Annotated in this window: 25 protein-coding genes; 17 read left to right on the top strand and 8 right to left on the bottom strand. The window is 71.5% G+C overall.

Annotation, left to right across the window (positions count from 1 at the left end):
- Positions 1-42: 42 nt before the first annotated feature.
- Positions 43-792, top strand: a complete 750-nt coding sequence (locus tag AB0878_RS09910) for an SDR family oxidoreductase (RefSeq protein WP_366578313.1) — start codon at positions 43-45, stop codon at positions 790-792.
- On the opposite strand, the gene AB0878_RS09915 is transcribed toward AB0878_RS09910, so the two are convergent.
- On the bottom strand, positions 767-1,306 hold the full coding sequence (locus AB0878_RS09915) for a GNAT family N-acetyltransferase (RefSeq protein WP_366578315.1): 540 nt from the start codon (positions 1,304-1,306) through the stop codon (positions 767-769). The genes AB0878_RS09910 and AB0878_RS09915 overlap by 26 nt on opposite strands.
- A 110-nt stretch (positions 1,307-1,416) precedes the next feature.
- On the opposite strand from AB0878_RS09915, the gene AB0878_RS09920 reads away from it, so the two are divergent.
- From AB0878_RS09920 to AB0878_RS09930, 3 genes are read left to right on the top strand one after another with little or no spacing between them, the layout of a single operon-like run.
- Complete coding sequence (locus tag AB0878_RS09920; RefSeq protein WP_366578317.1) at positions 1,417-2,058, top strand: GntR family transcriptional regulator; 642 nt, start codon at positions 1,417-1,419, stop codon at positions 2,056-2,058.
- A 15-nt stretch (positions 2,059-2,073) separates the two neighbouring features.
- Entirely contained in the window at positions 2,074-2,976 is a 903-nt protein-coding gene (locus AB0878_RS09925) for an isocitrate lyase/PEP mutase family protein (protein WP_366578319.1), read from the top strand.
- Entirely contained in the window at positions 2,973-4,244 is a 1,272-nt protein-coding gene (locus tag AB0878_RS09930) for an amidohydrolase family protein (RefSeq protein ID WP_366578321.1), read from the top strand. Before AB0878_RS09925 ends, AB0878_RS09930 begins: the two co-directional genes overlap by 4 nt.
- Before the next feature lie 103 nt (positions 4,245-4,347).
- On the opposite strand, the gene AB0878_RS09935 is transcribed toward AB0878_RS09930, so the two are convergent.
- Positions 4,348-5,970, bottom strand: a complete 1,623-nt coding sequence (locus AB0878_RS09935; RefSeq protein WP_366578323.1) for an AMP-binding protein — start codon at positions 5,968-5,970, stop codon at positions 4,348-4,350.
- 121 nt (positions 5,971-6,091) lie between these two features.
- Here AB0878_RS09935 and AB0878_RS09940 point away from each other — a divergent pair, with 121 nt between their 5' ends.
- From AB0878_RS09940 to AB0878_RS09975, 8 genes are all read left to right on the top strand, one after another.
- Positions 6,092-6,820 carry a DsbA family protein gene (locus AB0878_RS09940; protein WP_366578325.1) on the top strand — a complete coding sequence of 243 codons (729 nt, stop codon included), beginning with the start codon at positions 6,092-6,094 and terminating at the stop codon, positions 6,818-6,820.
- Between the two features lie 118 nt (positions 6,821-6,938).
- Positions 6,939-7,517, top strand: a complete 579-nt coding sequence (locus tag AB0878_RS09945; protein ID WP_366578327.1) for a TetR/AcrR family transcriptional regulator — start codon at positions 6,939-6,941, stop codon at positions 7,515-7,517.
- Between the two features lie 137 nt (positions 7,518-7,654).
- Complete coding sequence (locus AB0878_RS09950; protein WP_366578329.1) at positions 7,655-8,833, top strand: thiolase family protein; 1,179 nt, start codon at positions 7,655-7,657, stop codon at positions 8,831-8,833.
- Between the two features lie 45 nt (positions 8,834-8,878).
- Positions 8,879-9,613, top strand: coding sequence for an SDR family oxidoreductase (locus AB0878_RS09955; protein WP_366578331.1), 735 nt, complete (start codon positions 8,879-8,881; stop codon positions 9,611-9,613).
- 59 nt (positions 9,614-9,672) lie between these two features.
- The gene (locus AB0878_RS09960; RefSeq protein ID WP_366578332.1) at positions 9,673-10,830 is read left to right on the top strand and encodes an acyl-CoA dehydrogenase family protein; all 1,158 of its coding nucleotides are present in this window, start codon (positions 9,673-9,675) and stop codon (positions 10,828-10,830) included.
- 65 nt (positions 10,831-10,895) lie between these two features.
- Positions 10,896-11,327 carry a nuclear transport factor 2 family protein gene (locus tag AB0878_RS09965; RefSeq protein WP_366578334.1) on the top strand — a complete coding sequence of 144 codons (432 nt, stop codon included), beginning with the start codon at positions 10,896-10,898 and terminating at the stop codon, positions 11,325-11,327.
- A gap of 36 nt (positions 11,328-11,363) precedes the next feature.
- Positions 11,364-12,830 (top strand): chloride channel protein, encoded by a 1,467-nt coding sequence (locus AB0878_RS09970; protein WP_366578336.1) that lies wholly within the window; start codon positions 11,364-11,366, stop codon positions 12,828-12,830.
- A gap of 13 nt (positions 12,831-12,843) precedes the next feature.
- Positions 12,844-13,422 (top strand): TetR/AcrR family transcriptional regulator, encoded by a 579-nt coding sequence (locus AB0878_RS09975; protein WP_366578338.1) that lies wholly within the window; start codon positions 12,844-12,846, stop codon positions 13,420-13,422.
- Here the strand turns inward: AB0878_RS09975 and AB0878_RS09980 are convergent.
- Positions 13,405-14,037 carry a DUF2716 domain-containing protein gene (locus AB0878_RS09980; RefSeq protein ID WP_366578340.1) on the bottom strand — a complete coding sequence of 211 codons (633 nt, stop codon included), beginning with the start codon at positions 14,035-14,037 and terminating at the stop codon, positions 13,405-13,407. The two genes, AB0878_RS09975 and AB0878_RS09980, sit on opposite strands and share 18 nt — an antisense overlap.
- On the opposite strand from AB0878_RS09980, the gene AB0878_RS09985 reads away from it, so the two are divergent.
- Complete coding sequence (locus AB0878_RS09985) at positions 14,036-14,644, top strand: class I SAM-dependent methyltransferase (protein ID WP_366578342.1); 609 nt, start codon at positions 14,036-14,038, stop codon at positions 14,642-14,644. The genes AB0878_RS09980 and AB0878_RS09985 overlap by 2 nt on opposite strands.
- Here the strand turns inward: AB0878_RS09985 and AB0878_RS09990 are convergent.
- Positions 14,610-15,983, bottom strand: a complete 1,374-nt coding sequence (locus AB0878_RS09990; protein ID WP_366578344.1) for an MFS transporter — start codon at positions 15,981-15,983, stop codon at positions 14,610-14,612. The genes AB0878_RS09985 and AB0878_RS09990 overlap by 35 nt on opposite strands.
- Positions 15,984-16,215: 232 nt before the next feature.
- A complete protein-coding gene (locus tag AB0878_RS09995; RefSeq protein WP_366578346.1) occupies positions 16,216-16,410 on the bottom strand; it encodes a hypothetical protein in 195 nt (64 codons plus the stop codon).
- Between the two features lie 295 nt (positions 16,411-16,705).
- On the opposite strand from AB0878_RS09995, the gene AB0878_RS10000 reads away from it, so the two are divergent.
- The 4 genes from AB0878_RS10000 to AB0878_RS10015 all read left to right on the top strand — a co-directional run bounded on the left by AB0878_RS10000 (position 16,706) and on the right by AB0878_RS10015 (position 20,612).
- A complete protein-coding gene (locus AB0878_RS10000) occupies positions 16,706-16,978 on the top strand; it encodes a hypothetical protein (RefSeq protein ID WP_366578348.1) in 273 nt (90 codons plus the stop codon).
- Positions 16,979-16,990: 12 nt separating this feature from the next.
- Complete coding sequence (locus tag AB0878_RS10005; protein ID WP_366578350.1) at positions 16,991-18,322, top strand: MmgE/PrpD family protein; 1,332 nt, start codon at positions 16,991-16,993, stop codon at positions 18,320-18,322.
- Positions 18,319-18,915: an MmgE/PrpD family protein gene (locus tag AB0878_RS10010; RefSeq protein ID WP_366578352.1), complete on the top strand. Its 597-nt coding sequence runs from the start codon at positions 18,319-18,321 to the stop codon at positions 18,913-18,915. The genes AB0878_RS10005 and AB0878_RS10010 overlap by 4 nt, the downstream gene beginning before the upstream one ends.
- 560 nt (positions 18,916-19,475) lie before the next feature.
- The gene (locus AB0878_RS10015; RefSeq protein ID WP_366578354.1) at positions 19,476-20,612 is read left to right on the top strand and encodes a hypothetical protein; all 1,137 of its coding nucleotides are present in this window, start codon (positions 19,476-19,478) and stop codon (positions 20,610-20,612) included.
- A gap of 4 nt (positions 20,613-20,616) precedes the next feature.
- Here AB0878_RS10015 and AB0878_RS10020 read toward each other — a convergent pair whose 3' ends face one another.
- The 3 genes from AB0878_RS10020 to AB0878_RS10030 all read right to left on the bottom strand — a co-directional run bounded on the left by AB0878_RS10020 (position 20,617) and on the right by AB0878_RS10030 (position 23,219).
- Positions 20,617-21,342, bottom strand: coding sequence for an alpha/beta fold hydrolase (locus AB0878_RS10020; RefSeq protein WP_366578356.1), 726 nt, complete (start codon positions 21,340-21,342; stop codon positions 20,617-20,619).
- Between the two features lie 102 nt (positions 21,343-21,444).
- Entirely contained in the window at positions 21,445-22,350 is a 906-nt protein-coding gene (locus AB0878_RS10025) for an AraC family transcriptional regulator (protein ID WP_366578358.1), read from the bottom strand.
- Positions 22,351-22,427: 77 nt separating this feature from the next.
- Positions 22,428-23,219 (bottom strand): serine protease, encoded by a 792-nt coding sequence (locus AB0878_RS10030; RefSeq protein WP_366578360.1) that lies wholly within the window; start codon positions 23,217-23,219, stop codon positions 22,428-22,430.
- Between the last annotated feature and the right edge of the window lie 377 nt (positions 23,220-23,596).

The following is a 23,596-nucleotide window of genomic DNA, read 5'->3' on the forward strand; positions in this document are numbered from 1 at the left end:
CCGCTTGACCTGGAGCGCGCACCAGCTCCTAGCGTCGGTGCGATGGAGTCGAAGGTGCTCGTGACAGGTGCGACCAGCGGCCTCGGGCTGGCGATGGCGACCGCGCTCGCCGGAGCCGGGGCGGGTGTCGCGGTGAGCGGACGGTCGGGGGAGCGGGCGCGCGAGGTCGCCGCCGGGCTGCCGGGGGCGTTCGGGGTCGAGCTGGACGTGCGTGACGACGCGTCGGTGGCGCGAGCCGTCGCGGAGGTGTGGGAGCGGCTCGGCGGGATCGACCTGCTGGTCAACAACGCCGGGCTCGGCATGCGCACGGTCAACCCGCGGTTCATGACCGAGCCGCGCGGGTTCTGGGAAGTCCCGGTCGAGGGTTTCCGCGAGGTGGTGGAGACGAACCTGACGGGCTACTTCCTGGTGGCCCGCGAGGTGACGCCGCGGATGCTGGCCGCGGGTGGCGGGCGGATCGTGAACATCGCGGTGAGCGAGGCGACCATGAGCCGGGCCGGGTTCGTGCCCTACGGGCCGTCGCGCGCGGGCAGCGAATCGCTGTCCCGCGTGATGGCGGCGGATCTGCGCGGCACCGGCGTCACGGTGAACCTGCTGCTGCCCGGCGGCGCGACCGTCACGGGCATGCTGCCGGACGCGCCCGCCGGTCACCGGTTCCTCGAACCGGAGGTGATGGGGCCGCCCATCGTGTGGCTGGCCTCGCCCGAGGCGGCCGGCGTGCATGACGAGCGCATCGTCGCCGCCGAGTTCGAGCAGTGGCTGCGGGTCAGGCGCGAAACTGCGCCGGAGTGAACGAGAAGACGGCGTACTCCCGGTCCGCGTGCGTGAAGTCGCCGACGTGCTTCATGCCGAGGTGCGTGTGCACGGCCAGCGACTTCTCGTTGGCGCGCTCCACGAACAGCACGCCCGCGCGGTAGCCGGCGAGGTGCTCGGCCACGGCGGCGAGCAGCAGCCGCACCACGCCCTGGCCGCGGTGGGCCGGCGCGACCGTGACCGGGCCGTAAAGGAACACGCCCTCGGTCAGGCCTGCGGCGCGCGCGACCTCGACCGTGCGGCCGGGCGGGCCGCCGCCGGCGGACTCGGCCGGTGACGTCAGCGCGACGCCGGCCGGTTCGCCGTCGTCCTCCGGGAGGAAGACGCCGCTGGTGGTCTCGAACGGGACGAGTTTGCCGGCGTCGAAGCTGCCCTGCACGAAGCCCTGCGCGACGCGTTCCTCAGGGCTCAGGTCGAGGCCGCGGGCGCCGTCGAGCAGCGCGAGGATCGCCGGGCGGTCGGCGGGTCCGGACTTGCGCACCAAGATCGTCACGACTCCACCCTAACGAGCGTGACCAGAGCCACGCGACAATAGTGTCACTTACATTGTTGACAATTCAGGCGACGCGTTCGTACAGTGGAGGGCAGCACGAAGGGACGGCCATGAAGAGCGAAGAGGTCGAGCTGCACCTGCGGGAGCGGCTGTTGCGCGGGGATTTCACGCCGGGCAGCCGGCTGCCGGAGGTGAAGCTGGCCGCCGAGCTCGGCACCACCCGCAACGCCGTCCGGTCGGCCCTGCTGGCGCTCGAGTCGCGCAAGCTGGTGGAGCGGATCCCCAACGTCGGCACCGTCGTGGCGAAGGTCGACTTCGATCGCCTGGAGGAGATCTACGACGTCCTCGAGGTGCTGGAAGGTCTCGCCGCCCGGCTCGCGGCGCAGCACGCCGAACCGCAGGACTGGACGGCGCTTCAGGAGCTCTTCGCACCGAGCCGGCTCGACGACGCGGCCGCCACTGGCGACCTCGAGACGTTCCTCGCGGCCATCGACTCCTACCGCGACACCGTGATCCGCTTGGCGGGCCAGGATTTCCTCGCCGAAACCCTCGTCGGCATCCAGGACCAGGCGCACCTGCTGCGCCGCCGGATCCTGATGACCCCGGGCCGGATGGAGGAGAGCCTCGCCGAGCACCGCGCCATCATCGAAGCCCTCGTGCGCGGTGACGCCGGCGGGGCCGAAGAGCTCAAGCGCCACAACATGAAAACCGCCCGCAAGCGGTTGCGCCGCTACCGCGATTTCCTCGTCTGAGGAGAAGGAAGTTCGATGCCGAACACACCGCACGAGCGCAGGAAGGCGTTCAAAGCCCTCCTCACCGGAACCGGGCCGCTGGTGCTGCCCGGAGCGTACGACGCGTTCAGTGCCCGCCTCGTCGAAAAGGCCGGGTACCCCGCGACCTACCTGGGCAGTTTCGCCGCCGCCGCCTCGGCGTTCGGGCTGCCGGACGTCGGGCTCCTGACGCTGAACGAGATCGCCGAGCAGGCGCGCCGCGTCGTCGACGCCGTCGGCATCCCCGTGCTCGCCGACGCGGAGAACGGCTTCTACGACGCCCCGAACGTCTGGCGCGCCGTGAAAGTCTTCGAAGACGCCGGTGTGGCCGGCGTGCACATCGAGGACAACCTGGGCGGCAAGCACACGTCGATGCCCGCCGGGCTGCTTTCGGTGGAGCAGATGGCGAACAAGGTGCGCGCGGCGGTCGACGCCCGCACCGACCCCGACTTCCTCGTGATCGCGCGCTCCGACGCGGCGTGGGTCGAGCACGACCTCGAAGGCTGCGTCCGCCGGCTCGAAGCCTACGCCGCGGCCGGCGCGGACCTGGTGTTCGCGCCGGCGATCCCGGCGACCGACCTCGAGCGCGTGCGGGACCGGATTCCGGTGCCGGTCATGGTGCCCGGAGATCTGCTCGACGTGCCGGGTTCGGACGAGCCGTCCAGCACGATCGCGCAGTACGGCGAGGCCGGCGCCGACGTGGTTCTGCTGTGGTACACGGTGATCGGGGCCGCGTCGAAGAACGTCACGGCGGTGCTCGACGCGCTGCGGGAAGGTGAGGACGTCGCCGCGGTGAAGCACCTCGTCACCGAGCAGCACGCGTTCGAAGCCGCCATGGGCTACGACGAGTACGAACAGCGCAGTGCACGGTACGCGAGCGGACAGGGGGCGCGGGCGTGAGCGACGCGACTGTCTACACGGGAGCGCGCCTGATCACCGGCGAGCAGGTGCTCGACGACGCGGTGCTGGTCGTTCGCGACGGGGTGATCCGGCAGGTCGGCACCGACCTCACCGCTGAGGGCACCGTGGTTTCCTTGCGGGGGAAGACGGTGATCCCGGCGATCGTGAACCCGCACGGCCACATCGGGTACATGCGCGGCACCACGTCGGACGCGGGCTTCTACTCGCGTGCCAACGTCGTCGACCACCTGCACCGGCTCGCGTACTACGGCGTCAGCACGTTCCAGTCGCTCGGCACCGACCGCGACGACACCGAACTCGCCGTCCGTGACGAGCAGCGCGCGGGCACGCTCGGCGAGCGCGACGTCGCGCAGCTGTTCACCGCGGGCGCCGGGATCGTCGCGCCGACGCCGGGCGACACCAACGGCGGGCCGTTCTTCGCCGCCGACGCCGTGCACGAGGCGACCGGCCCCGACGAGGTGCGCGCGTTCGTGCGCGGGCTCGCCGCGAAGCGGGTCGACGCCGTGAAGTTCTGGCTCGACAGCCGCCACGGCACCAAGGAGAAGCTCGGGCCGGAGATCTACGAGGCCGTGATCGACGAGGCGCATGCCCACGGCATCACGGTCGCCGCGCACATCTACACGCTCGACGAGGCGAAGGCCGTCATCCGCGCGGGCGCGGACATCATCGCGCACCTGCCGCGCACGGGGACCGACGACGAGCTCATCGCGCTGCTGAAGGACCACAACGTCGCGGTGTTCACCTCGATGGCCATCCAGCGCCCGCCGGGTGAGGGCTGGCTGGACGAGCCCGCGTTCGCGGACATCCTCCCGCGCGACGCGGTGGAGGCCCTGCGCGCGACGATCCGCGAGAAGGCGCCGGAACCGCTGTTCGACACCGCAGCGGCCTACCGCGGCATGGAGAAGACGCTCGTCGCCCTGGCCGACGCGGGCGTGCGGCTGGTGTTCTCCGCCGACACGGGCCTGCTCGCGCAGATCATCGGCTTCGCCGAGCACCGGGAGCTGGAGGCCCTGGTGGCGGCCGGGTTGCCGCCGCTGGCGGCGCTGCGGCTGGCCACGGAGGTGTCGGCCGAGCTGCTGGGGCTGGCCGACCGCGGTTCGCTCGCGGTGGGCAAGCGGGCGGACTTCGTCGTCCTGGACGAGGATCCGCTGCGGGACATCACGGCGACCCGGCGGATCGCCGACGTGTACCTCGAAGGCGTTCGCGTCGACCGGGAAGGGCTGCGCAAGGCCTGGCAGAACGCCTGAGCCCACCGTCCGCGGAAGGCCGGTACCCCGACGCGGGTACCGGCCTTCCGCTGTGGACGATCCCTTGTGGACGGCGTGTGCCGCGGCACTCCGTCCACTGTGGTCAGCCGCCGACCTTGCGGTCGCTGTCCGCCCAGTAGCGGTCTCGAAGCCGGCGCCGCATGATCTTGCCCGAACCGGTCTTGGGCAGCTCGTCGACGAACTCGACCGAACGAGGTTTCTTATAGCCGGCCAGGTGTTGCGCGCACGCGGCGATCACGTCGTCGGCCGTCACCGTGAACCCGGCGCGAGCCACCACGATCGCTTTCAACGCCTCGCCCCACGTCTCGTCCGGCACGCCGACCACGGCGACCTCCGAGACGCCCGCCACGGTCGACACGACGTTCTCGATCTCCGTCGGGTAGACGTTGAACCCGCCGGTGACCACCATGTCCTTCTTGCGGTCCACCAGGTACAGGTAGCCCTCGTCGTCGAAGCGGCCGAGGTCGCCGGTGCCGGCCCAGCCGTCCGGGCCGAGCATCGCGGCCGTCGCGTCGGGCCGGTGCCAGTAGCCCATCATCGCCTGGTCGCCGCGCACGGTGATCTCGCCGATCTCGCCGTGGCCCACCTCGGCGCCGGTGTCGTCGACGAGCTTGACCTCCACGAACGGGCTGACCCGGCCCGCCGACGCCAGCCGCGCCGGGATCCCGCCGGCCGGGTCGAACGCGTGGTCACGGGCGGAGAGGCACGCGATCGGGATCGGCAGCTCACTCAGGCCGTAGAACTGCACGAACACGTCACCGAACACCGCGCGGGCGCGGGCGAGCCGGTCCGGGGCGATCGGCGAACCCGCGTACACCACGGAGTGCAGCGAGGTGTAGTCGCCGGGCCGCTGCTCGGCGGCGAGGACGAGCAGGTTCAGCATCGTCGGCACCATCGGGAGCACGGTCACGTGGTGGGATTCGATCAGGTCCAACACCACCGCGGGATCGAACTTGGCGCACGTGAGGTGCGTGGCGCCGCGCACGAAGTACGCGGGCGCCACGTAGCCGCTCAGGTGGCTCAGCGGCGCGACGTGCAGCACGAGGTCGTCGTCGGCCGCCGGGGGCAGTTCGAGGAGTTCGTTGCGCACCATGGCCGCCCAGGCGGCGTGGCTGAGCGTGGCGCCCTTGGGCAGGCCGGTCGTGCCGCTCGTGTAGAGGATCGCCGCGGGATCGCCGGCGTCGGGGTTCACCGGTCGCGCGGGTTCGGCCGCGCGCAGTTCGTCCAGCGTCGTGTCGCCCGGGCCGTCGGCGACCGTGACGACGACCCGGAGGTGGGGGAGCTCGGCGCGGATCCCGGCCAGCTGCCCGGCCCACGCGGCATCGGCGAACACCACCGACGCCGCGCAGTCGTTGAGGATGTGGACGACTTCACGCACGTGCAGACGCGTGCTGAGCGCGGTGCGCACGAGTCCGCCGGCGAACAGGGCGTGTTCGGATTCGAAGAACTCGAGTCCGTTTCCCACCAACAGCACGCCGCGGTCACCTCGGCGCAGACCGAGCGCGGCGAGCCCGCCCACGATGCGGTGCACCCGGTCGCCGAGCTCGCGGTAGGTGAGCGCGGTGCCGCCGTCGCGCACGGCGACGCGCGAGCCGAACTGGCGGTAGGCCCGTTCGTAGAGCTCCGCGATCGTGATCCGCGCGCAAACCGGCCGGTGCACCAACCCGTCTTCGCCGGGCGTCCGCGTGGCTGACCTGTCGAGCATCGTCGCCCAACCTCCTTTGCCGAGCACGATCCTTGGACCGATCGGTCTGAGCACTTCTCCTGGTAGGGGATTATGCTTGTACCGATCGGTATAAACAAGGGTCGTTGGGTACGCTCACTTCATGAGCGACCCTGACCTGCACTTCTACTTCGACCCCGTCTGCCCCTTCGCCTGGATGACGAGCAAGTGGGTACGCACCGTCGCGCGGCTGAAGCAGTACGACGTCGAATGGCGGTTCATCTCGTTGCGCCTGCTCAACTCGCACATCGACTACGAGGCGCACTTCCCGCCGGAGTACGAGGAATCGCACACCTCGGGCCTGAAGCTGCTGCGCGTGGCCGCGCGGATCCGCCGCGAGCACGGGCCCGGGCCGATCGGCGCGTTCTACGAGAAGCTGGGGCAGGAGACGTTCGAGCAGGACGCCGTCTCCGGGGGCACGGCCGCGGCCGTGCACCGCGGCGTGCGCGACCTCGCGACCACGGCGCTCGACGCGTGCGGGCTCCCGCACGACTACGCCGACGCGCTCGAGGACGACACCTGGGACGCCGTGATCCAGGCGGAGACCGACGTCGCCCTGACGCTGACGGGCAAGGACGTCGGCACGCCGATCCTGCACTTCGAGCCGCCGCGCGGCACCGCGCTGTTCGGCCCGGTGATCAGCCGGCTGCCCTCCGACGACGAGGCGGTCGAGCTGTGGGACCACGTCGTGGCGCTGTCGCGGTTCCCGGGTTTCGCCGAGCTCAAGCGCAGCCTGCGCGAGCGGCCGCAGCTGCCGGCGTTCGGCGTCAGCGCCGGTGAAACCGGCAAGCAGGAGGACTGGCACGGCGGGAGCCGCCGGCAGAAGAAGTGAGACGCCGGCCGCGCGGCCGGCCGACGTGCCGGGACCTCGCCCTTGCGCCAGGGCGAGGTCGCCGGCGGATATCCTTGGAACGTTCGGTCCACACGGGGTGAAGGCGGGCGTCGGCGAGATGACGGTGACGGGATTCGAGGCGAACCGGGCTCGCGTGATCGGCATCGCGGCCGAGCTGTTCGCGCGAAACGGTTACCACGGCACCGGCATCGCCGAGCTGGGTACCGCTGCCGGCCTCGGGCGGGGCGCGCTGTACCACTACATCGGCAGCAAAGAAGCCGTGCTCTACTCGATCAGCAAAGAGCAGGTCGACTCCATGAACGCCTACGCCGAGCAGTTGCTCGACGAGGACCTCGGCGCCGAGGAGCTGCTGCGGCGCATGGCCCGCGGGCTGCTGCGCAACATCGCCGAGCACCGCTCGGAGTGGGCCGTGTTCTTCCGCGAGTACACGGCGCTGACCGGCGAGTGGCGCGACCACGTGATCACCGCGCGCGAACGCTACGAAGGCTACTGGCGCCAGGCGCTGGACAACGGCGTGCGCGCCAAGGTGCTGCGCCAGACCCCGCGCCTGCTCGTGAAGGGCATCCTCGGCATGCTCAACTACACCTACCTCTGGTACGAGCCCGACGGTGAGCTGACGCCGGACGAGGTCGCCGACATGTTCCTCGACGCGTTGATCGAGGGCATCCGCGCCTGACCCGGGCACATTCGCCTCGGTTCCCGTTTTCCCGATTCGATTCCCGTTGCGGGCCGTCGCGTGCCTGAATCCTTGTACCGACCGGTCCATACAGGTATGGTCCCCGGTGATTCCAACGCCGGACTCCGGGAGGACCCATGACTTCACCACGCGACGCGGTGGTCGTCGACGTGCTGCGCACCCCCGTCGGCAAGGGGAAGCCGGGTGGCGCGCTCTCGCACGTCCACCCCGTGAACCTGCTGGCCGACGTCCTCGCCGGCCTCGTCGCGCGCAACGACCTGGACCCCGCGCTCGTCGACGACGTGATCGGCGGCTGCGTGACCAAGGCGGGCGAGCAGGCCGTGAACCCGGCGCGCAGTGCCGTGTTCGCCGCCGGGTTCCCGCAGTCGGTGCCCGCGACCACGGTCGACCGTCAGTGCGGCTCGAGCCAGCAGGCCGTGCACTTCGCCGCGCACGCGATCCAGGCCGGCGCGGCCGACGTCGTGATCGCGTGCGGCGTGGAGTCGATGTCGCGCGTGCCGATGCACTCCGACACCCAGGGCACCGACCACCTCGGCTCGCGCGTGGCCGAGCGGTTCCCCGGCGGGCTCGTCGGGCAGGGGATCTCCGCCGAGCTGATCTGCGCGCGGTGGGGGCTCAGCCGTGACGAGCTGGACGCGTTCTCCGCGGAATCCCACCGCCGCGCCGCCGAATCGCAGGCGGTGTTCGCACCGGACCTGGTCGCGGTCGCCGAGGCGCCGGAGCTCACGGCCGACGAGACCGTCCGCCCGTCGACCACAGTGGCCGGTCTGGCCGGTCTGCGGCCGTCCTTCGTGGACGAAGCCGCCGAGAGCCGGTTTCCCGGGATCGACTGGAAGATCACACCGGGCAACTCGTCGCCGCTGTCCGACGGCGCGGCCGGCGTGCTGCTGATGAGCGCGGCCAAGGCCGAGGCGCTGGGGTGCACCCCACGCGCCCGGATCCACACGACGGCCGTGGTCGGCGACGATCCGATCCTCATGCTCATGGGTGTCGTGCCCGCCACGCACGCCGTGCTCGCGCGGGCGGGGCTGACCGTCCGCGACATCGACCTGTTCGAGGTCAACGAGGCGTTCGCGCCGGTGCCGCTGGCCTGGTTGCGCGAGACCGAAGCCGAGCCCGAGCGGCTCAACGTGCACGGGGGAGCGATCGCGCTCGGCCACCCGCTGGGCGCGAGCGGCGCCCGGATCCTGACCACCCTCGTCGGCGCGCTCGAACACCGCGGCGCCCGCTACGGGCTGCAGACGATGTGCGAGTGGGGCGGCATGGCCAACGCCACGATCGTCGAGCGGCTCTGACCTTCGTCACAGTTATTCGTACAGACCGATCGGTACAATCATTTCATGAATGCAGAAGACGTCAGGGTCGCGCTGGTAACCGGTGCCTCGCGGGGGATCGGCGAGGGCATCGCGCGGCAGTTGCTCGACCGGGGGCTGCGGGTCGCGGGCACGTACCGCTCCGGTGGGGACCGTGTCGCGAAGCTGGCCGCGGACGCGCCCGGCCGGGTGCTGCCGGTGGCGTTTGACCTCGCCGCGCCCGACACGGCCGAATCGGTCGTCGGGCAGGTCTGCGGGCAGTGGGGCCGGCTCGACTCGCTCGTGCTCAACGCCGCGGTGTGGCAGGGTGGCAAGCTCGCCCGCGCCGACCCCGGCGACTGGTGGCGCGTGATCGAGGAGAACCTGCGCAGCACGGCCGCACTGGTGCGTGCCGCGATCCCTTGGCTGGCCGGCGGTTCGAACCCCAGCGTGGTGCTCGTCGGGTCCGCCGTCGGAACGGTCGGGTTCGCCGGCGACACCGCGTACGCGAGCGTGAAGGCCGCCGCGGTGGGCTTTGCCCGCTCGCTCGCGAAAGAGCTTGCGCCCCAAGGCGTGCGCGTGAACGTGCTGGCGCCCGGGTTCGTCGAGACCGACATGACCGCCGCGATCCCCGGCGGGGCGCGGCAGAAGATCGCCGACGCCACCGTGCTCGGCCGCTTCGGCACCGTGGAGGAGATCGCCCGCGCCGCGGTGTTCCTCGCCGAGGACGCCACCTTCTGCACGGGCGCGGTACTCGCCGCCGACGGCGGCTGGACGTTGTGAATCCGTGACCGTGAATCCAAGCCCGCGAAATCCAAGCCTGTGAAACCTAGGAGGACCCGATGAACACTGGCCTGCCCGAGGACGACTACCGCAAGCTGCGCGACGCCGTCTTCGCCACGATCTGGGACGAGCTCGACCCTCTGGAGCACCGGATCGAGGACACCGAGAAGATCCCCTACGACGTGGTGCTGCCGGCGCTGCGCGCGTGCGGCGCCTTCGGCCTGATCGTGCCGCGCGAGTACGGCGGTTCCGGCCTGTCGATCGCGCAGTACCTGCCGATCCTCGCCGAGTTCGCCAAGATCCAGGGCGGGATCCGGGCGATCGTGCACGTCCACAACTCGTTCGCCCACGCGCTGTCGGAGATCGGGAGCGCCGCGCAGAAGAACGAGATCCTGCCGGGTGCGGCGACGGGGGAGAAGTCGCTCGCCTTCGCACTCACCGAACCCGGCAACGGGACCGGCGCCGACCTGTCCACTGTGGCGCGTCGCGAAGGTGACGAGTACGTGCTGAACGGGCGCAAGTGGCTCATCACCAACTCGGACATCGCGTCGCACTTCCTGGTGTTCGCGAAGACGTCCGAGGTGGACGTTTCCGCGCTCGTCGTGCCGCGGGACGCGCCCGGGTTCACCATCGCGCCGCTGCCGGAGACCATGGGCTGCAAGGGTGCCGAGCACGGTGAGCTCACGTTCACCGACGTACGGGTGCCCGCGTCGGCGCTCGTGGGCGCCGAAGGCGAGGGTGGTGCGCACCTGGAGCGGGCACTGGAGGTGAGCCGGGTGTTCATCGCGGCGTCTTCGCTCGGCACGGCGACGCGGGCGCTCGAGCTTTCGGTGAAGTACTCGCAGGAACGGGTGACGTTCGGCAAGCCGATCGCGTCACGGCAGGCGATCCAGCGCTACCTCGCCGAGATGGCGGCGGATGTGTACGCGCTGCGCGGCATGCTGGCCGATGCCGCGGCGAAGTGGGACGCCGGCCGGCGGATCCCTGCCGAGTCTTCGCTGCTGAAGCAGTTCGGGCTGGAGGCCGTCGGGCGCGTCACCGACCGGGCGCTGCTGGTGCACGGCGGCATCGGCTACACGCGCAAGTACCCGATCGAGCGGTTGTACCGCGACGCCCGCCTCAACTGGCTGGAGGAAGGCACGCCGACGATCCAGTACCTGGTCGCCGCGCGGGAACTGCTCGACGGCTACCGGTTCGCCGACGCGTTCGCCGGCTAGCTCTCGGTGTGGTCCTGCTCGCAAAGGGGCTCGGTGAGGCCGTCCCGGAGCTATCTTTGACAGCAATGTCAAACATGACTCTGGAGGTCACCGTGCCGAACTCGGCGGAGCTGGTCGAATCGTTCTGGAACGAGGTCTGGAACGCGCACAACCCGGACGCGGCCGACGATTTCGTGGTCGAGGACTTCGTGATCACGAACGCGGGCGTGCGCATCGAGGGCCGCGAGAACTTCAAGGCGTGGATCGGCGCGTTCCTCGAGCAGGTGCACGACCTGGAGCTGGAGATCGTCGAAACGTTCCAGAACCACGACGGCAGCCGCGTCGCCTCGCGGTGGAACGTGCACGGGCGCAACAACGGCGTGCTCGGGTCCGAACCGGACGGTCGCCCGATCTCGTTCAGCGGCACCGCCGTGTGGGAGATCGAGGACGGCAAGCTGGTGCACAACCACGTCGAGCGGGCTTCGTACGAGCTGCACCAGCGCCTGAACGCGGCCTGACGCGTGCGCTCGGGCCCGCTGCTCTCGAGGGCTGCCTTGTCCGGCTCCACCGGCCTGTCCGGCGTCGTTGCTCGGGCCGGCTCGGCGGCTCTGTTCGGCTCGGCTGCCCTCGCCGGCGCGGTCGCCGGAGTCGCGGCTGTCGCGTTCGGACAGACGGTGGGCGCGCTCCGGTCGCTGGTGGCCGGTGCGCCGCCCGCCGTCGTCGTGCTCGCGCCGGTCGCCGGGGCGCTGCTGTGCGTGGTGGTGGTGCGCTTCGTACCGGACGCCGGTGGCGGCGGGATTCCCCAGGTGCGCCAGGCGTTCGCGGGCTCGCCGGTCCGCGGCCGCGTCGCCGGCGCCAAAGCGCTGGCCGCCGGCACGATGCTCGGCTCCGGCGGTTCGGGCGGCGCGGAGGGCCCGGTCGTCCACATCTCGGCCGCACTGGGCTCCACTTTGGCCCGCGTGCTGCGGCTACCTCCCGCTTCCCTGCGCCCTGTCGCGGCCGCCGCCGTCGCCGGCGGCGTCGCCGCTTCGTTCGGCGCGCCGCTGGCCGGCGTGGTGCTCGTGGCCGAGGTCCTCGTCGAGGCCCTCGGCGGCGCGGAGCTCGCCGCCGTAGCCCTCGGCTCGGCCTCCGGCGCCCTCACGGGCTGGGCACTGCCCGGCGAACCACTGCGGCTACCGGACGTGGACGTGGCCGGGTCCCCGTTCGGCGGTGTGGTGGCGGGACTGTTCGGCGTGGTGCTGGCGTGGTCGCTGTACGCGGGCGCGACTTGGCCCGGCTGGGCCCGCGGCGCGGCCGGCTCGCGGCGGGGTGGCTCGGGCGAGGGCCGGATTGCTGATGCCTCGCACCGGAGTGCCTTGGGTAGGTCCGACGTCGTCGTCGGTGGCTCTCGCTCGGGCGACGCTCGTGTCGCCCGGGGTGCCGTTCAGCCGGGTTGGGCGCGCGCGGCGTGGCGCTGGCTGCGGATCCGCGCGGGTGCTGGTCCGGCCGATGAAGTCGCCGGTAGCTCGGGTGGGGCCGGGGGTGTCGCGGATTCCGCCCGGCCGGACCGGCTCAGGACTCTCGTCACCTGGGCCTGTTCTGGCTGGGTTCGCGCTGTCGTTGGCGGGGTGGCCGTCGGGCTGCTCGTGCTTGTGGCGCCCGGTGTCGCCGGCGTCGGGCAGCCCGGGGCCGCCGCGGGTGGCGTGAGTGCGTTGCTGGCGCTGGCGGTCGTGAAGGTCGTCGCGACGGGGGTGACCGTCGGGGCGGGCGGGGTGGTCGGGACGATCGGGCCGGCGTTGTTCGTCGGGGCGACCGTGGGTTCGGCGTTGCCCATGGCCGGTGGTGCGGCGGCGGGAATGGCCGCGTGCCTGGCCGCGGCGTCGAGGGCCCCGGCGACGGCCGTCGTGCTCGCGGTCGAGCTGAGCGGGCTCGACCTGCTGCCGCCGATCCTGCTGGCGGCAGCGCTGGGGTGGCTGGCCGGGCTGCTCACGCGGCACGGCGTCTTCGACGTCCCGCAGCGGACTAGGCTGGCCGGCGGGTAGGGAAAGGGGTGCCATGGCGGGCGTACGCCAGTTCGACGAGCGCGAGGCTCTCTCGCGCGCCCTCGACGTCTTCACCGACCGCGGCTTCCGCGCCACGTCGATGCTCGACCTGGCCGCCGGCACCGGCGTCCAGCGCGGCTCCCTGTACAACGCCTACGGCGGCAAGGAAGAAATCTTCCTGCGCGCCTTCGGCGAATACACGGCCGGCTTCCTCGCCGGCGCCTCCGCGGCGCTCGATCGGCCGACAAAACGCGCGGCCCTCCTGTCCTTCTTCGACTACTGCATCACGACCTTCACCGCCGGCACCCCCGCCCACGGCTGCCTCTCCACCCGCACCGCCATCGAAGCCGCCACGGAGTCGCCCCGCGCGGAATCCGCTGTGCGCGCCATGCTGGACGAGCTGGAAACCTTGGTGTACAAGAAACTGTCCACTCTGGACGACGGCGTCGAGTCCCTTGTGGACCTCCACGCCGCCGCCCGGCTCGTGGTCAGCACCACGCGCGGCCTCGCGGTCATGGAACGGGTGCGCTACGAGCCGGGTGAGCTGCGGGAGATCGCGGAAACGCTGGTGACGTCACTGTTCGGTCACTGAGCCGGGGTCCACGGTCTGCCCGTCACGGCGGAGCAGGGGGCCGAGAATCCTGCGGTTCAGCTCGGTGGCCGCTTGCACGGCGGTTTCACCGAAGAAACACAGGCTTCGCTCGTGGTGGTTGCCGACGATGCCGAACGACAGGTCCTTCGACACGAAGATCAGGTAATCCCCGTTGGGGTAGTGGGTGTACTCCCAGCAATCGAGATCCGTGATGTCCGTAACTCGGTGCGGCCGGTACTGGGCCGACGGGTGCACGGAGTCGTGCCAGAACACCGAGTCCCAGTATTCGGTGCAGGCGCACAGGACGTCGCACACGAGTTGCGCGACCGGCTGCATCGGTGCTGAGCCGAGGGCCCAGCACAACGACGGCGCCGGTTCCCTGATCGCCGGCCAGGACGCCGGATCTGGGCCGCGCCGGAAGCCGTATTCGGTGGCGAACTCGTTCCACAGTTCGCCCTGGACCTCCCCGTCGAGTTCGACCCACGCGAATTCCGGCACGGCCGGGAGTCTATCGGGAATCGCGAAGGACTTTGCCGTTCCGGCAAAGGAGCTTGCCGAGGAGATCGCGCGCGCGGCAGATTGGTGGCCGGACGTCGTGACGAAGGCGAGGCACATGAATACAGAGTCCTGGGACGAGATGTACCGCGGCCGCCCGCAGGTGTTCAGCGGGGAGCCCAACGGGGTGCTCGTGGCGGAGGCCGCGGGGCTGGCGCCGGGGGAGGCGCTGGACGTCGGGTGCGGGGAGGGGGCCGACGCGGTGTGGCTGGCGCGCCGGGGGTGGCGGGTGACGGCGGTGGACGTGGCGGGGACGGCGTTGCGGCGGGGCGCGGCGGTAGCACACGGCTCCGACGTCGCCGGGCGGGTGGCGTGGACGCGGGCCGATCTGAGCACCGCCGCGTTGCCGGCCGGGGTGTTCGATCTCGTGTCGGTGCAGTACTTCCCCTTGCGGCACCAGCCGGAGCACGAGGCGCTGAACCGGTTGCTCGCGTCGGTCGCGCCCGGGGGCACGCTGCTCGTCGCCGGGCATGACCCCGGCGACGAGGGCGTGGACTACGCCGACTACTACCGGCCCGACGAGATCGCGGGGCTCCTCGACGGCTGGACGATCCTGGTCCACGAGTCGCGGCCCCGGACCAGGCCCGGGCCGGAAGGCACCCACCACACCCGCGACGTAGTCCTGCGCGCGGTCAACTCCGCCGGGGAGCCAGCAACAGCGCCGTGAACGTGATCGCGCACGCCACCACGATGTACAGCGCGATCACCCACGAACCGCCGAAGCCGGCGAACAACGCGGCCGCGATGAACGGCGCCGGGCCGCTGGTGATCAAGCCGCCGACCTGGTAGGCGACCGAGACGCCCGTGTAGCGGTGTTCCGCGCCGAAGAGCTCGGCGAGGAAACCCGCCATGGCGCTGTAGGTACTGGCGTGGCCGAGGGTCGCGAGCAGGAACATCGCGAGCAGCACCGCGCCCGGCGCGCCCGTGTCGAGGAGCCAGAAGAACGGGAACGCGACGGCGGCCGAGTACACCGCGCCGCCGAGGAGGACGTTGCGGCGGCCGATGCGGTCGGCGAGCATGGCGAACAACGGCACGGCCGCGATGTCGACGAGGGAAGCCACGATGAGGCAGGTCAACACCGTGCCCCGGGACACGCCCGCCGCGTTCGGGCCGTACGACAGCACGAAAACGCTCGCGATGTAGAACGGGATGTTCGTCCCCGCCTGCGCGAAGATCCCCACGAGCACCGCGCGCAAGGACCGCCGCAGGGTGTCCCGCAAGGGAAACGTGGGCACGTCGGCGCGCTTGAACTCCGGCGACTCCTCGAGCCGCGACCGCACGTACAGCCCGACGAGGATGAGCACCGCGCTCGCCAGGAACGGCAGGCGCCAGCCCCAGCTCAGCAGCTGGTCCTTCGGCAGCTGCTGCACCGCGAGGAACGCCGACGCCGACAGCACGAGACCCGCGGGCACCCCCGCCTGCGGCCAGCTGCCGTAGAACGCGCGCCGGTGCGGCGGGGCGTGCTCGACGGCCATCAGCACCGCGCCGCCCCACTCGCCGCCGACGGCGAAGCCCTGCAGCAGCCGTACGAGCACCAGCAGGATCGGTGCCGCGACGCCGATCTGGCCGTACGTCGGCAACAAGCCGATCGCGACCGTGCCGCCGCCCATGAGCAGCAACGACAGGAACAGCATCCGCTTGCGACCGATCCGGTCGCCGAAGTGGCCGAACACGATGCCGCCGAGCGGGCGCGCCACGAAGGCGACCCCGAACGTCGCGAAGGCCGCCAGGGTGCCGGCCAGCGGGTTGAGCGTGGGGAAGAACTGGCCGTTGAAGACGAGCGTCGCCGCCGAGCCGAAGAGGAAGAAGTCATACCACTCGATGGCGGTGCCGATGAAACTCGCGAACGCCACGCGCGCGGGTCTGATCCGCGTCGCCTGCTGCTGCTCGACAACCACAACTACCTCCAGCGTCATCGGGGGAGACGGCACGCGAACGGCGTGCCGGTGGCGGCCGCCGCGGGTCCCGGGACCCGCGGCGGGCGGACCCAGGCCGGCGATCTTCACGCCCGTGACCTGGGATGTTTCGCGGAACTATAGCCGTACCGACCGATCGGTACAAGACCTCGCGAGCTGTGAGGCAACGCGCGCGCCGCGTCCGGCGCGGCCTGCCGTCCGCGCCGGCGCGCAGCGAGCAGAACAACAGCGGTGGACGACGAAGTGTCCTTTCGCGACTTCGAGGTTTTCCTCGCGTTCGCCGGGAACGAGCGCTTCGTCCGTGCAGTCGACGAGCTCGGCGTCAACGACGGTGCAGCAACATCCGCGCGCTGGAGCGCAAGCTGGGGTCGACCTCGTGGAACAGCACGGGCGCCACGTCCGGCTGACCGACACCGGCCGCGTGCTTGAGCGCGGTGTTGCGCAGGCGGGCCGAGGCGATCGTCACCACGCACGCCGCTTCCGGCGGTCCGCGGCAGGTGCTGTGGAACGCGCACACGTTCTCCCTCTGGCTCGGCTTCGTGCCGGAGGTGCTGGCGGGTCTCCTCGAATGCCACCCCGACCTGCGGTTCCGCTGCTACCAGAGCTGCGCGATGGACGCGGTCACCCGCCTGCGCGGTGACGCCGATGCTCGGCTCCGCCGCACCCGACGTGGTGGCGCTGCCGCTGTTCACCGAACCCCTGGTGTTCGCGGTGCCGATCGGGGATCCGCTGACCAGGCACTAAGTGGTGCACCTGCGGGAAACGAAGGATCGGTCGTTCGTTGCGTCGGACGCGAGCAGCCGCGGGAACCTGTGCCCGGGTTCGTGCCGCGCGTGTCGGTGGAGGGCAGTCACCCGTTCGTCGTCGAGTCGATGGCCGGTGCCGAGCCGGATGGCCGATCACCACCATCCGCTCGTCGTGCGGATCCCGATCGCGACGGGTGTCACCGCACGATTTTCCTGGCGCACCACAGAAAATCCGCTGTTTCGCCGATGGTGCGGGCGCGCGCGGGGGAACGGCTGATCGTTGCGATTTTCGCAACGGACCGGCGCGCGGTTGTCGTTGTTCTCGGCGGGCGGCGTTGAAATGATCTTCGGATGGCTTCCGACTCGACCCGGCTCTTCTGCGCGCACGCGCGGAAAGCGGCCGAAGCGCCGCTGCCCGCCGCGGTGGCCCGGGCCGCACGGCGCAGTCTGCTCAACGTCCTCGGCGCGGCGATCGGCGCGGCCCGCACCCCGGCGGTCGAGGCGGTGCTCGCGACCGCCGCCGAGCTCGGGGCCACCGGCGCCGTCCCGGTCCCCGGCCGCGGCGAACGGCTCGATCCCGAGTGGGCCGCGATCGTCACCGGCACGGCCGGGCACCTCGACGACTTCGACGACACCCACCTGCACACCGTGATCCACCCCGGCGCCACCGCGCTCGCCGCCGTGCTGGCGCTCGCACCCGAAACCGCTCCCGACGGCGCCACGGCGCTCACCGCGTTCGCCCTCGGGTGCGAGGCGCAGCTGCGGATCGGGGTCGCCATCTCGCCCAGCCACTACGACCGCGGCTGGCACATCACGGGCACGTGCGGGGTGTTCGGCGCGGCCGTCGCCGCCGGCCACCTGCTCGGCCTCGACGCGACGCGGCTCGGCCACGCCCTCGGCATCGCGGCGACGGGCACGCTCGGCCAGCGCGAGGCGTTCGGCTCCATGACGAAACCGTTGCACGCGGGGAAAGCCGCGGCCACGGGGGTGCTCGCGGCGCGGCTGGCGGCCGCCGGCCTGGCCGCGCCCGACGATCCGCTCGGCCCGGGCGGCGTGCTGCCGGTGTTCGCGCAGCCGCGTTACGAACAGCTGCGGCGCGCGTGGACCGGCGCGTGGGAGCTGGAGCGCAACACGTTCAAGCCCTACCCGTGCGGGATCGTGGCGCACCCGGCGATCGACGCTGCCGTCGCCGCGTCCGCGCTGATCGGGGAGCCGCGGTCGATCACGGCCGTCGAGATCCGGTGCCACCCGCTCGTGCCCGAGCTGATGGGCCGTGCGCAGCCCGTCGACGGCCTGCAGGCGCGCTTCAGCGCCCGGCACGCGGCGGCCGTCGGCCTGCTCGACGGCGAGGCCGGGCTGCGCCAGTTCTCCGACGAGCGCGCGGCCGCCGCCGACGTGGCCCGGCTGCGCGAGCTGACGAACCTCGTGCCGGTCGCCGAGTGCCCGCGGGACTCGGCGACGGTGCGCGTCGAACGGGAAGGGGAGGATCCGGTGGAGGTCCACGTCGAGCACGCGCGCGGCAGCGAGGCCCGGCCGCTCACCGACGAGGAGCTGTTCAGGAAGGTCGACCGCCTGGTCGAACCGGTGCTCGGCCCCGGCGCGGCCCGCGAACTGGCGGCGGCCGTCGACGGGCTCGCCACCGCGCCCGGACTCGGCGCGCTGCTGGACGCGGTGGTCGCGTGACCGAGGAGATCCTGGCCCTCGTCCACGCCCCGGTGGCCGACTCCCCGGAGGCCGCCATCGCGCTCGCCCTCGTCCGGGCGGCCGAACCCGCCGACGTCGTGCGCGAGGCACTGGGCCTAGCCGCCGACCGGTCCACCGGCCGCGCCCGCCTGTTCGGCACGGCGGCCGCGAAACTGCACCTCGAGTGGGCCGCGGTGGTCGCCGCAGTCGCCGCACTCGACGGCGCGCCCGACGCCGTCGTCGCCGGCTACGCGGTCGCCCGCGCCGTGGCCGACGGCCTCGGCCCCGACCACACCCGCTCCGGCTGGTGCCTCGAAACCACGGCGGGCACCGTCGCCGCGGCCGCCGCGGCGGCCCGCGTCCTCGACCTGCGCGGCCCGGCCCTGCGCCACACCATCGGCATCGCGGCCACGCAGGCCTCCGGCCTCGCCGCCCTCACGGGCACGCCCCTCGGCGCGGCCCAGCTCGGGCACGCCGCCGCCACGGGCGTGGAGGCCGCTTTACTGGCCCGCAACGGTGTCACGGCGGCTGACGACCCGTTGTCGGGGCGGCGGGGGCTGTTCGCGCTGATGCGGTCGACTGGCGAGTCCTGACCCGGGCGGCGGTTCGGACTGCGGCGGCTGCAACTTCGGAGGAGGCTCCGCTGGGCGGAACGTGGTCACTGCCGCGAGGATTCGTTGTCTGGACCCCGGAGTTGTTCGTCTTGATGCGGCCGTCGGGTGGGTGTTGACATCAGCGGCGCGAGGGGTCTGAGGTAGTCGGGGTCCGCTGGGCGTGCAAGCGTCGAGATCGCTGTGCCGTGAACAAGTGGTGTCGTCGCAGTCAGGACCGTTGTCGGGTCGTCGGGATGTCGTCCAGGCCGGCGGGGCGTCGTCAGCGTCCAACATCGTTCACACCGGCCGAAGCCCCTGCGGTGCCACCACTCCGAGGCGGCCGGCGGATGAGTACTGAGTGGACAGTCAGCAACCGGCAGGTGTACCCCTGACTCCCCGTAACCGGGGGTGGCATTAGGGGTATTGCGTAACCCCGCCACCCACCCCTAGCGTGGCCGCGAACGTAGCTTCGGATCCTGGGGGGTCTCATGTCGGTGCGTCGTCGGGTTCTGGTTGCGTCGCGGGCGGTTGTGGCCGCCGCGGTGCTCATAGCGGGAGCGGTGGTCGCGTCGCCGCCGGCGTTGGCGGCGACGGCGCCGACGGATCTGCCCACAAGTCAGTACACGCTCACCGCGGACTATCACCAGTTCGACAGCGTGAACGCGGCACTGGTCTCGACCTTGGGGACCGCCGCCGTGCACACGGTGATGGACAACGCGAACCACGACCGGACGGCGCTGCCGTCGTCGGTTTCGGTGGCGGGGCTGGCCGACGGGTTCCGGTTCGACAGCGCGGACAACTCCGACTGCGCCAACTACCCGCAGGGCATCACGACCAGCCGCGACGCCGTGGGTACCGCGAACAGCGGCAACTACGACGGCCACCAGCTCGTGCTCGTCAGCTGGTACACCAAGGACGGCTGCGACGGCGCGCAGGCCCGCAGCCGCATCACGCTCGTCGACTGGGACGCCACCTACCCCAACAAGTACCGCAAGATCCTGCTCGTCGAGCCGACCGGCACGGCGTCGGCGCCGGACTTCAAGGACATCCCGATCCACGCCGGGGGCGTGTCCTGGTACGGCGACTACCTGTACGTCGCCGACACCGGCCACGGCATGCGCGTGTTCGACTTGCGCAAGATCCTCAAGACGAACACCGGCGGCACGGCCGGCCAGATCGGGCACCAGACCGGCAGCACCTACTACGCCCACAACTACGCCTACGTGCTCCCACAGGTCGGCACGATCACGTCGAAGACCACGTCGGGCACCAACCTCGCGTGGTCGTCGATCTCGCTCGACCGCGTGAGCAAGTCGATCGTGATGGCGGAGTACACCTGCCAGTCCGGCTGCACCGCGTACCCGAACCGCGCGCCGCGCGCGATCCTGTTCCCGTTCGCCGCGGGCGCGACGACGTTCGCCGCCACGACCACGGCGAGCGAGGCGCTGCAGCTGCCCTGGTACAACCTCAACGGCGTCGCCTCGCACAACAACCGCTGGTGGTTCAACTCCTCGGGCCAGAAGAAGCTCTACTACTGGACCCCGGCCACCGGCCCGGCGACGCACACGTGGATCTCCAGCGGCGAAAGCCTGTCGTACTGGGAAGACGCGACCAACGCCGATCTACTGTGGACACTCCAGGAAGGCGCGGGCAACCGCAACGTGTTCGCGGTGACGCAGGCGACCTACGGCGCCTGACCGATCAGTCGCGGGCGGCTTCCTCGATCGCGGTGGCGAGCCGGTCCGGTGCGGTGAACATGACCTCGTGGCTGCCGCGCAGCTGCACGAGGCGGTACAGCCCGAGCCGGCCCGACATCCGCGGGTGCCAGCCCCATTCGCCGGGCGGCAGGGCGGTGTCCTCGGTGGCGTTGATGTAGCTCTTGGGGATGTCGCTCGCGTAGAACCGCGTGAGGTCGAGCTTGTCCAGGAACGGCTGGTAAGGCTCGGTGGACAGCTCCCGGTGCGTCGACGCGGCGAGCTCGGCGTCGGCGTCCTGGATGAAGGCCTCGCGCCACAGCGGGAAGGGCATGGCGACCGAGTTGTCGTCGCTGGCGGCGGCGGTCTGCGCGAACATCTCGCGGTAGTGGGGCGGGAGCTCGTCGTTGAGGCTGTTGCCCGGCGCGGGTACGAACGCGTTCCAGAAGATCAGCCGTTTGAGCCGCTCGGGGATTTCCTCGGCGACGCGGGCGATCACCGTGCCGCCGAAGCTGTGCCCGAGCAGGACGACGTCGTGCAGGTCGGCGGCGGTGATGGCGTCGACGATCGACTGCGTGCAGTCGTTGTGGTCGACGTTCTTGGGCACGCCGTTGCCGTGACCCGCGACGGTCGGGGTGTGCACTTCGTGGCCGCGGTCGCGCAGGTGCTTCGCGACGGGTTCCCAGAGCGGGCCGTCGTGCCAGGAACCGTGGACGAGGACGAGAGTGGCCATGGCGTCTTCCCTTCGCAGGCGGTGATGCGGTGGCGGGCAAGGTAGCCGTGTTGCCGGGCCGCGGCTGTCCGGAATCCGCGGCCTGGCCGGAACGCGCGGGGCTCAGGCGCGGTGCAGGTCGTCGGACGGGGTGGTGCCGAACGTCCGGCGGTAGTCGGCGGCGAAGCGCCCGAGGTTGCCGAAACCCCAGCGGGTGGCGACTTCGGCCACGGATTTCGCGGCGCCGGCCAGGAGTTCCGCGTGCACGCGTTCGAGGCGGACCTGCCGCAGCCGGGCCGTCGGGGACGTGCCGAGCTGCTCGCGGAAGTGGTCCTGCAGGGTGCGCGGGGCGACGTCGGCCGCGGCGGCGATGTCGAGCAGGCCAACGGCCGCGCCGGAGTGGGCGTCGATGTACTCGCAGGCCCGGCGGACGACGTCGGCCGCGGTGCCCTGCCGGCGGCTCGGGGCGGCGCCGCCGAACGAGTCCAGCGCCGCGACGGCGACGAGCTGCGCCACCGACGTGCCGAACGGCGCTTTCAGCAGACCGTGGGGAAGCACCTCTCGGACGACGAACCGGGTGACCGCGTCCCACGGCCGCGGGTCGAGTGCTCGGCCGGTGCGGATGTCGGCGGCCCGGCCCGACGCGGCAGCCGCGCGGGCGAGCAGCTTGCCGGGGAGCTTCACGGTGAGCAGCCGGCAGCCGGGGCCGAACGCCAGCGCGTGGGCGGACCGCGCGTCGAGGGCGACGGTCTGTCCGGTGGCGACACGGGTGTCCTCGCCGACGGTGAGCTCGCCGGCGAGCGGACGGGAGAACAGCACGAAGTCGCCGAACGGCACGGGATCGACCTGCACGGGATCGCCGCCGTAGGAGAGGGAGAAGACGCCGAGCTCGTCGCCGGACGCTTCGGCGTGGCGGGCGTGGAACGCCGGGCCGCGCGGGGAGAGGTCGTGGGGGCAGTAGGAGCCGGCCACCTGGGCGCGGGCCAGGTCGACGTCGCGGGTGTCCAGCCGGACGGTCATGCCCTCCATCGCGCCTCCGCTGCGTCGGATGGAGGGACACGCTACCCCGCCGGCGGGCTGGTGCGCAGCCCGCCGGCGGGCGGTGGTCAGCCCAAATGAGAGCTGATCACCTGGTAGTCGTTGCCCACGTTGGTGTACACGCCGGGGAACCCTTCGCGCGCGCAGCCCTGGCCCCAGGACACGATGCCGGCCAGCTTGCCGTCCACGTAGGCCGGGCCGCCGGAGTCGCCCTGGCACGAGTCCTTGCCGCCTTCCGGCACGCCCGCGCAGAACATCGACGCCTTGTCGAAGTTGTCCCCGATCTTCTGGTACGCCGCGGCGCAGGTGTCGTTGTCCGCCACCGGCACGGTGACCTTCAGCAGCCCGTCCGAGACGTCGCCGTTCTCCGACGTGGTGCCCCAGCCGACCACGGTGACGTCGGAGCCCGTCCGGTAGGCCGGGTCGTCGGCGGACTGCACCAGCGTGGCGGGCTTGAAGGAGAGGTTCTTGTCCAGCGTCAGCACGGAGTTGTCGTGCTGCATGCCGGACATGGTGAAGTCAGGGTTCTGCCAGACCTCCGTGACGCCCGCCTTCTCGCCCGTGGTGTCGGAGAAGTTGGTCTGCCCGCCGATGATCTCCATCTGGGCGGGTTTCACGCCGTCGGTGCAGTGCGCCGCCGTCAGCACCTTGTTGGGCGCCACCAGGCTGCCCGCGCAGTGCTGCGCGCCACCCACGTTGAAGATCACCGTGGCCGGGAACTCGTCGATCGTGGTGGGCGTCCCGCCCACGATCAACGGCTCCTGCCCGGCCGACGCCGCGGGCGCCCCCGCCGCGGCCACCACGCCCGCCGCCACCACCCCGGCCAGCGCGGCCACCACGCGCCTCACGTCTGCCCTCATTCGCCATCTCCCTTCGAGGACCTGCAGGATCTTGCCCCTGAGCAGACCAGAGAGCGCCGGGCGCGGGTTAGCTACGAAAGTCTTGACCTGAAAGTTCGCAGAGATGGTTGGTTTTTGTCTGACTCAACTGTCGGTCACTTCCACCCAGTGCCGCCTGCATCGTGACCACCCACAGCAGGTGTTCGGCCGTCTTTTGCATCGCGGTCGGCCGCGGACGGAGAGGGGATCAGGAAGCTAGGACGACGTTCGCCAGGTGGTCGCCCGAGTGGCTCCGACAAGACACGAATCGCGCCGGGTGTCCACAGAGGACGGTGCGCGCGGGGGCAGGATCCGAGTCCTTTCGGGTCGTTCGGACCGGGTGTGCAGGGGTTCGTCTT

Source organism: Amycolatopsis sp. NPDC047767, assembly GCF_040704195.1.
GTDB lineage: Bacteria > Actinomycetota > Actinomycetes > Mycobacteriales > Pseudonocardiaceae > Amycolatopsis.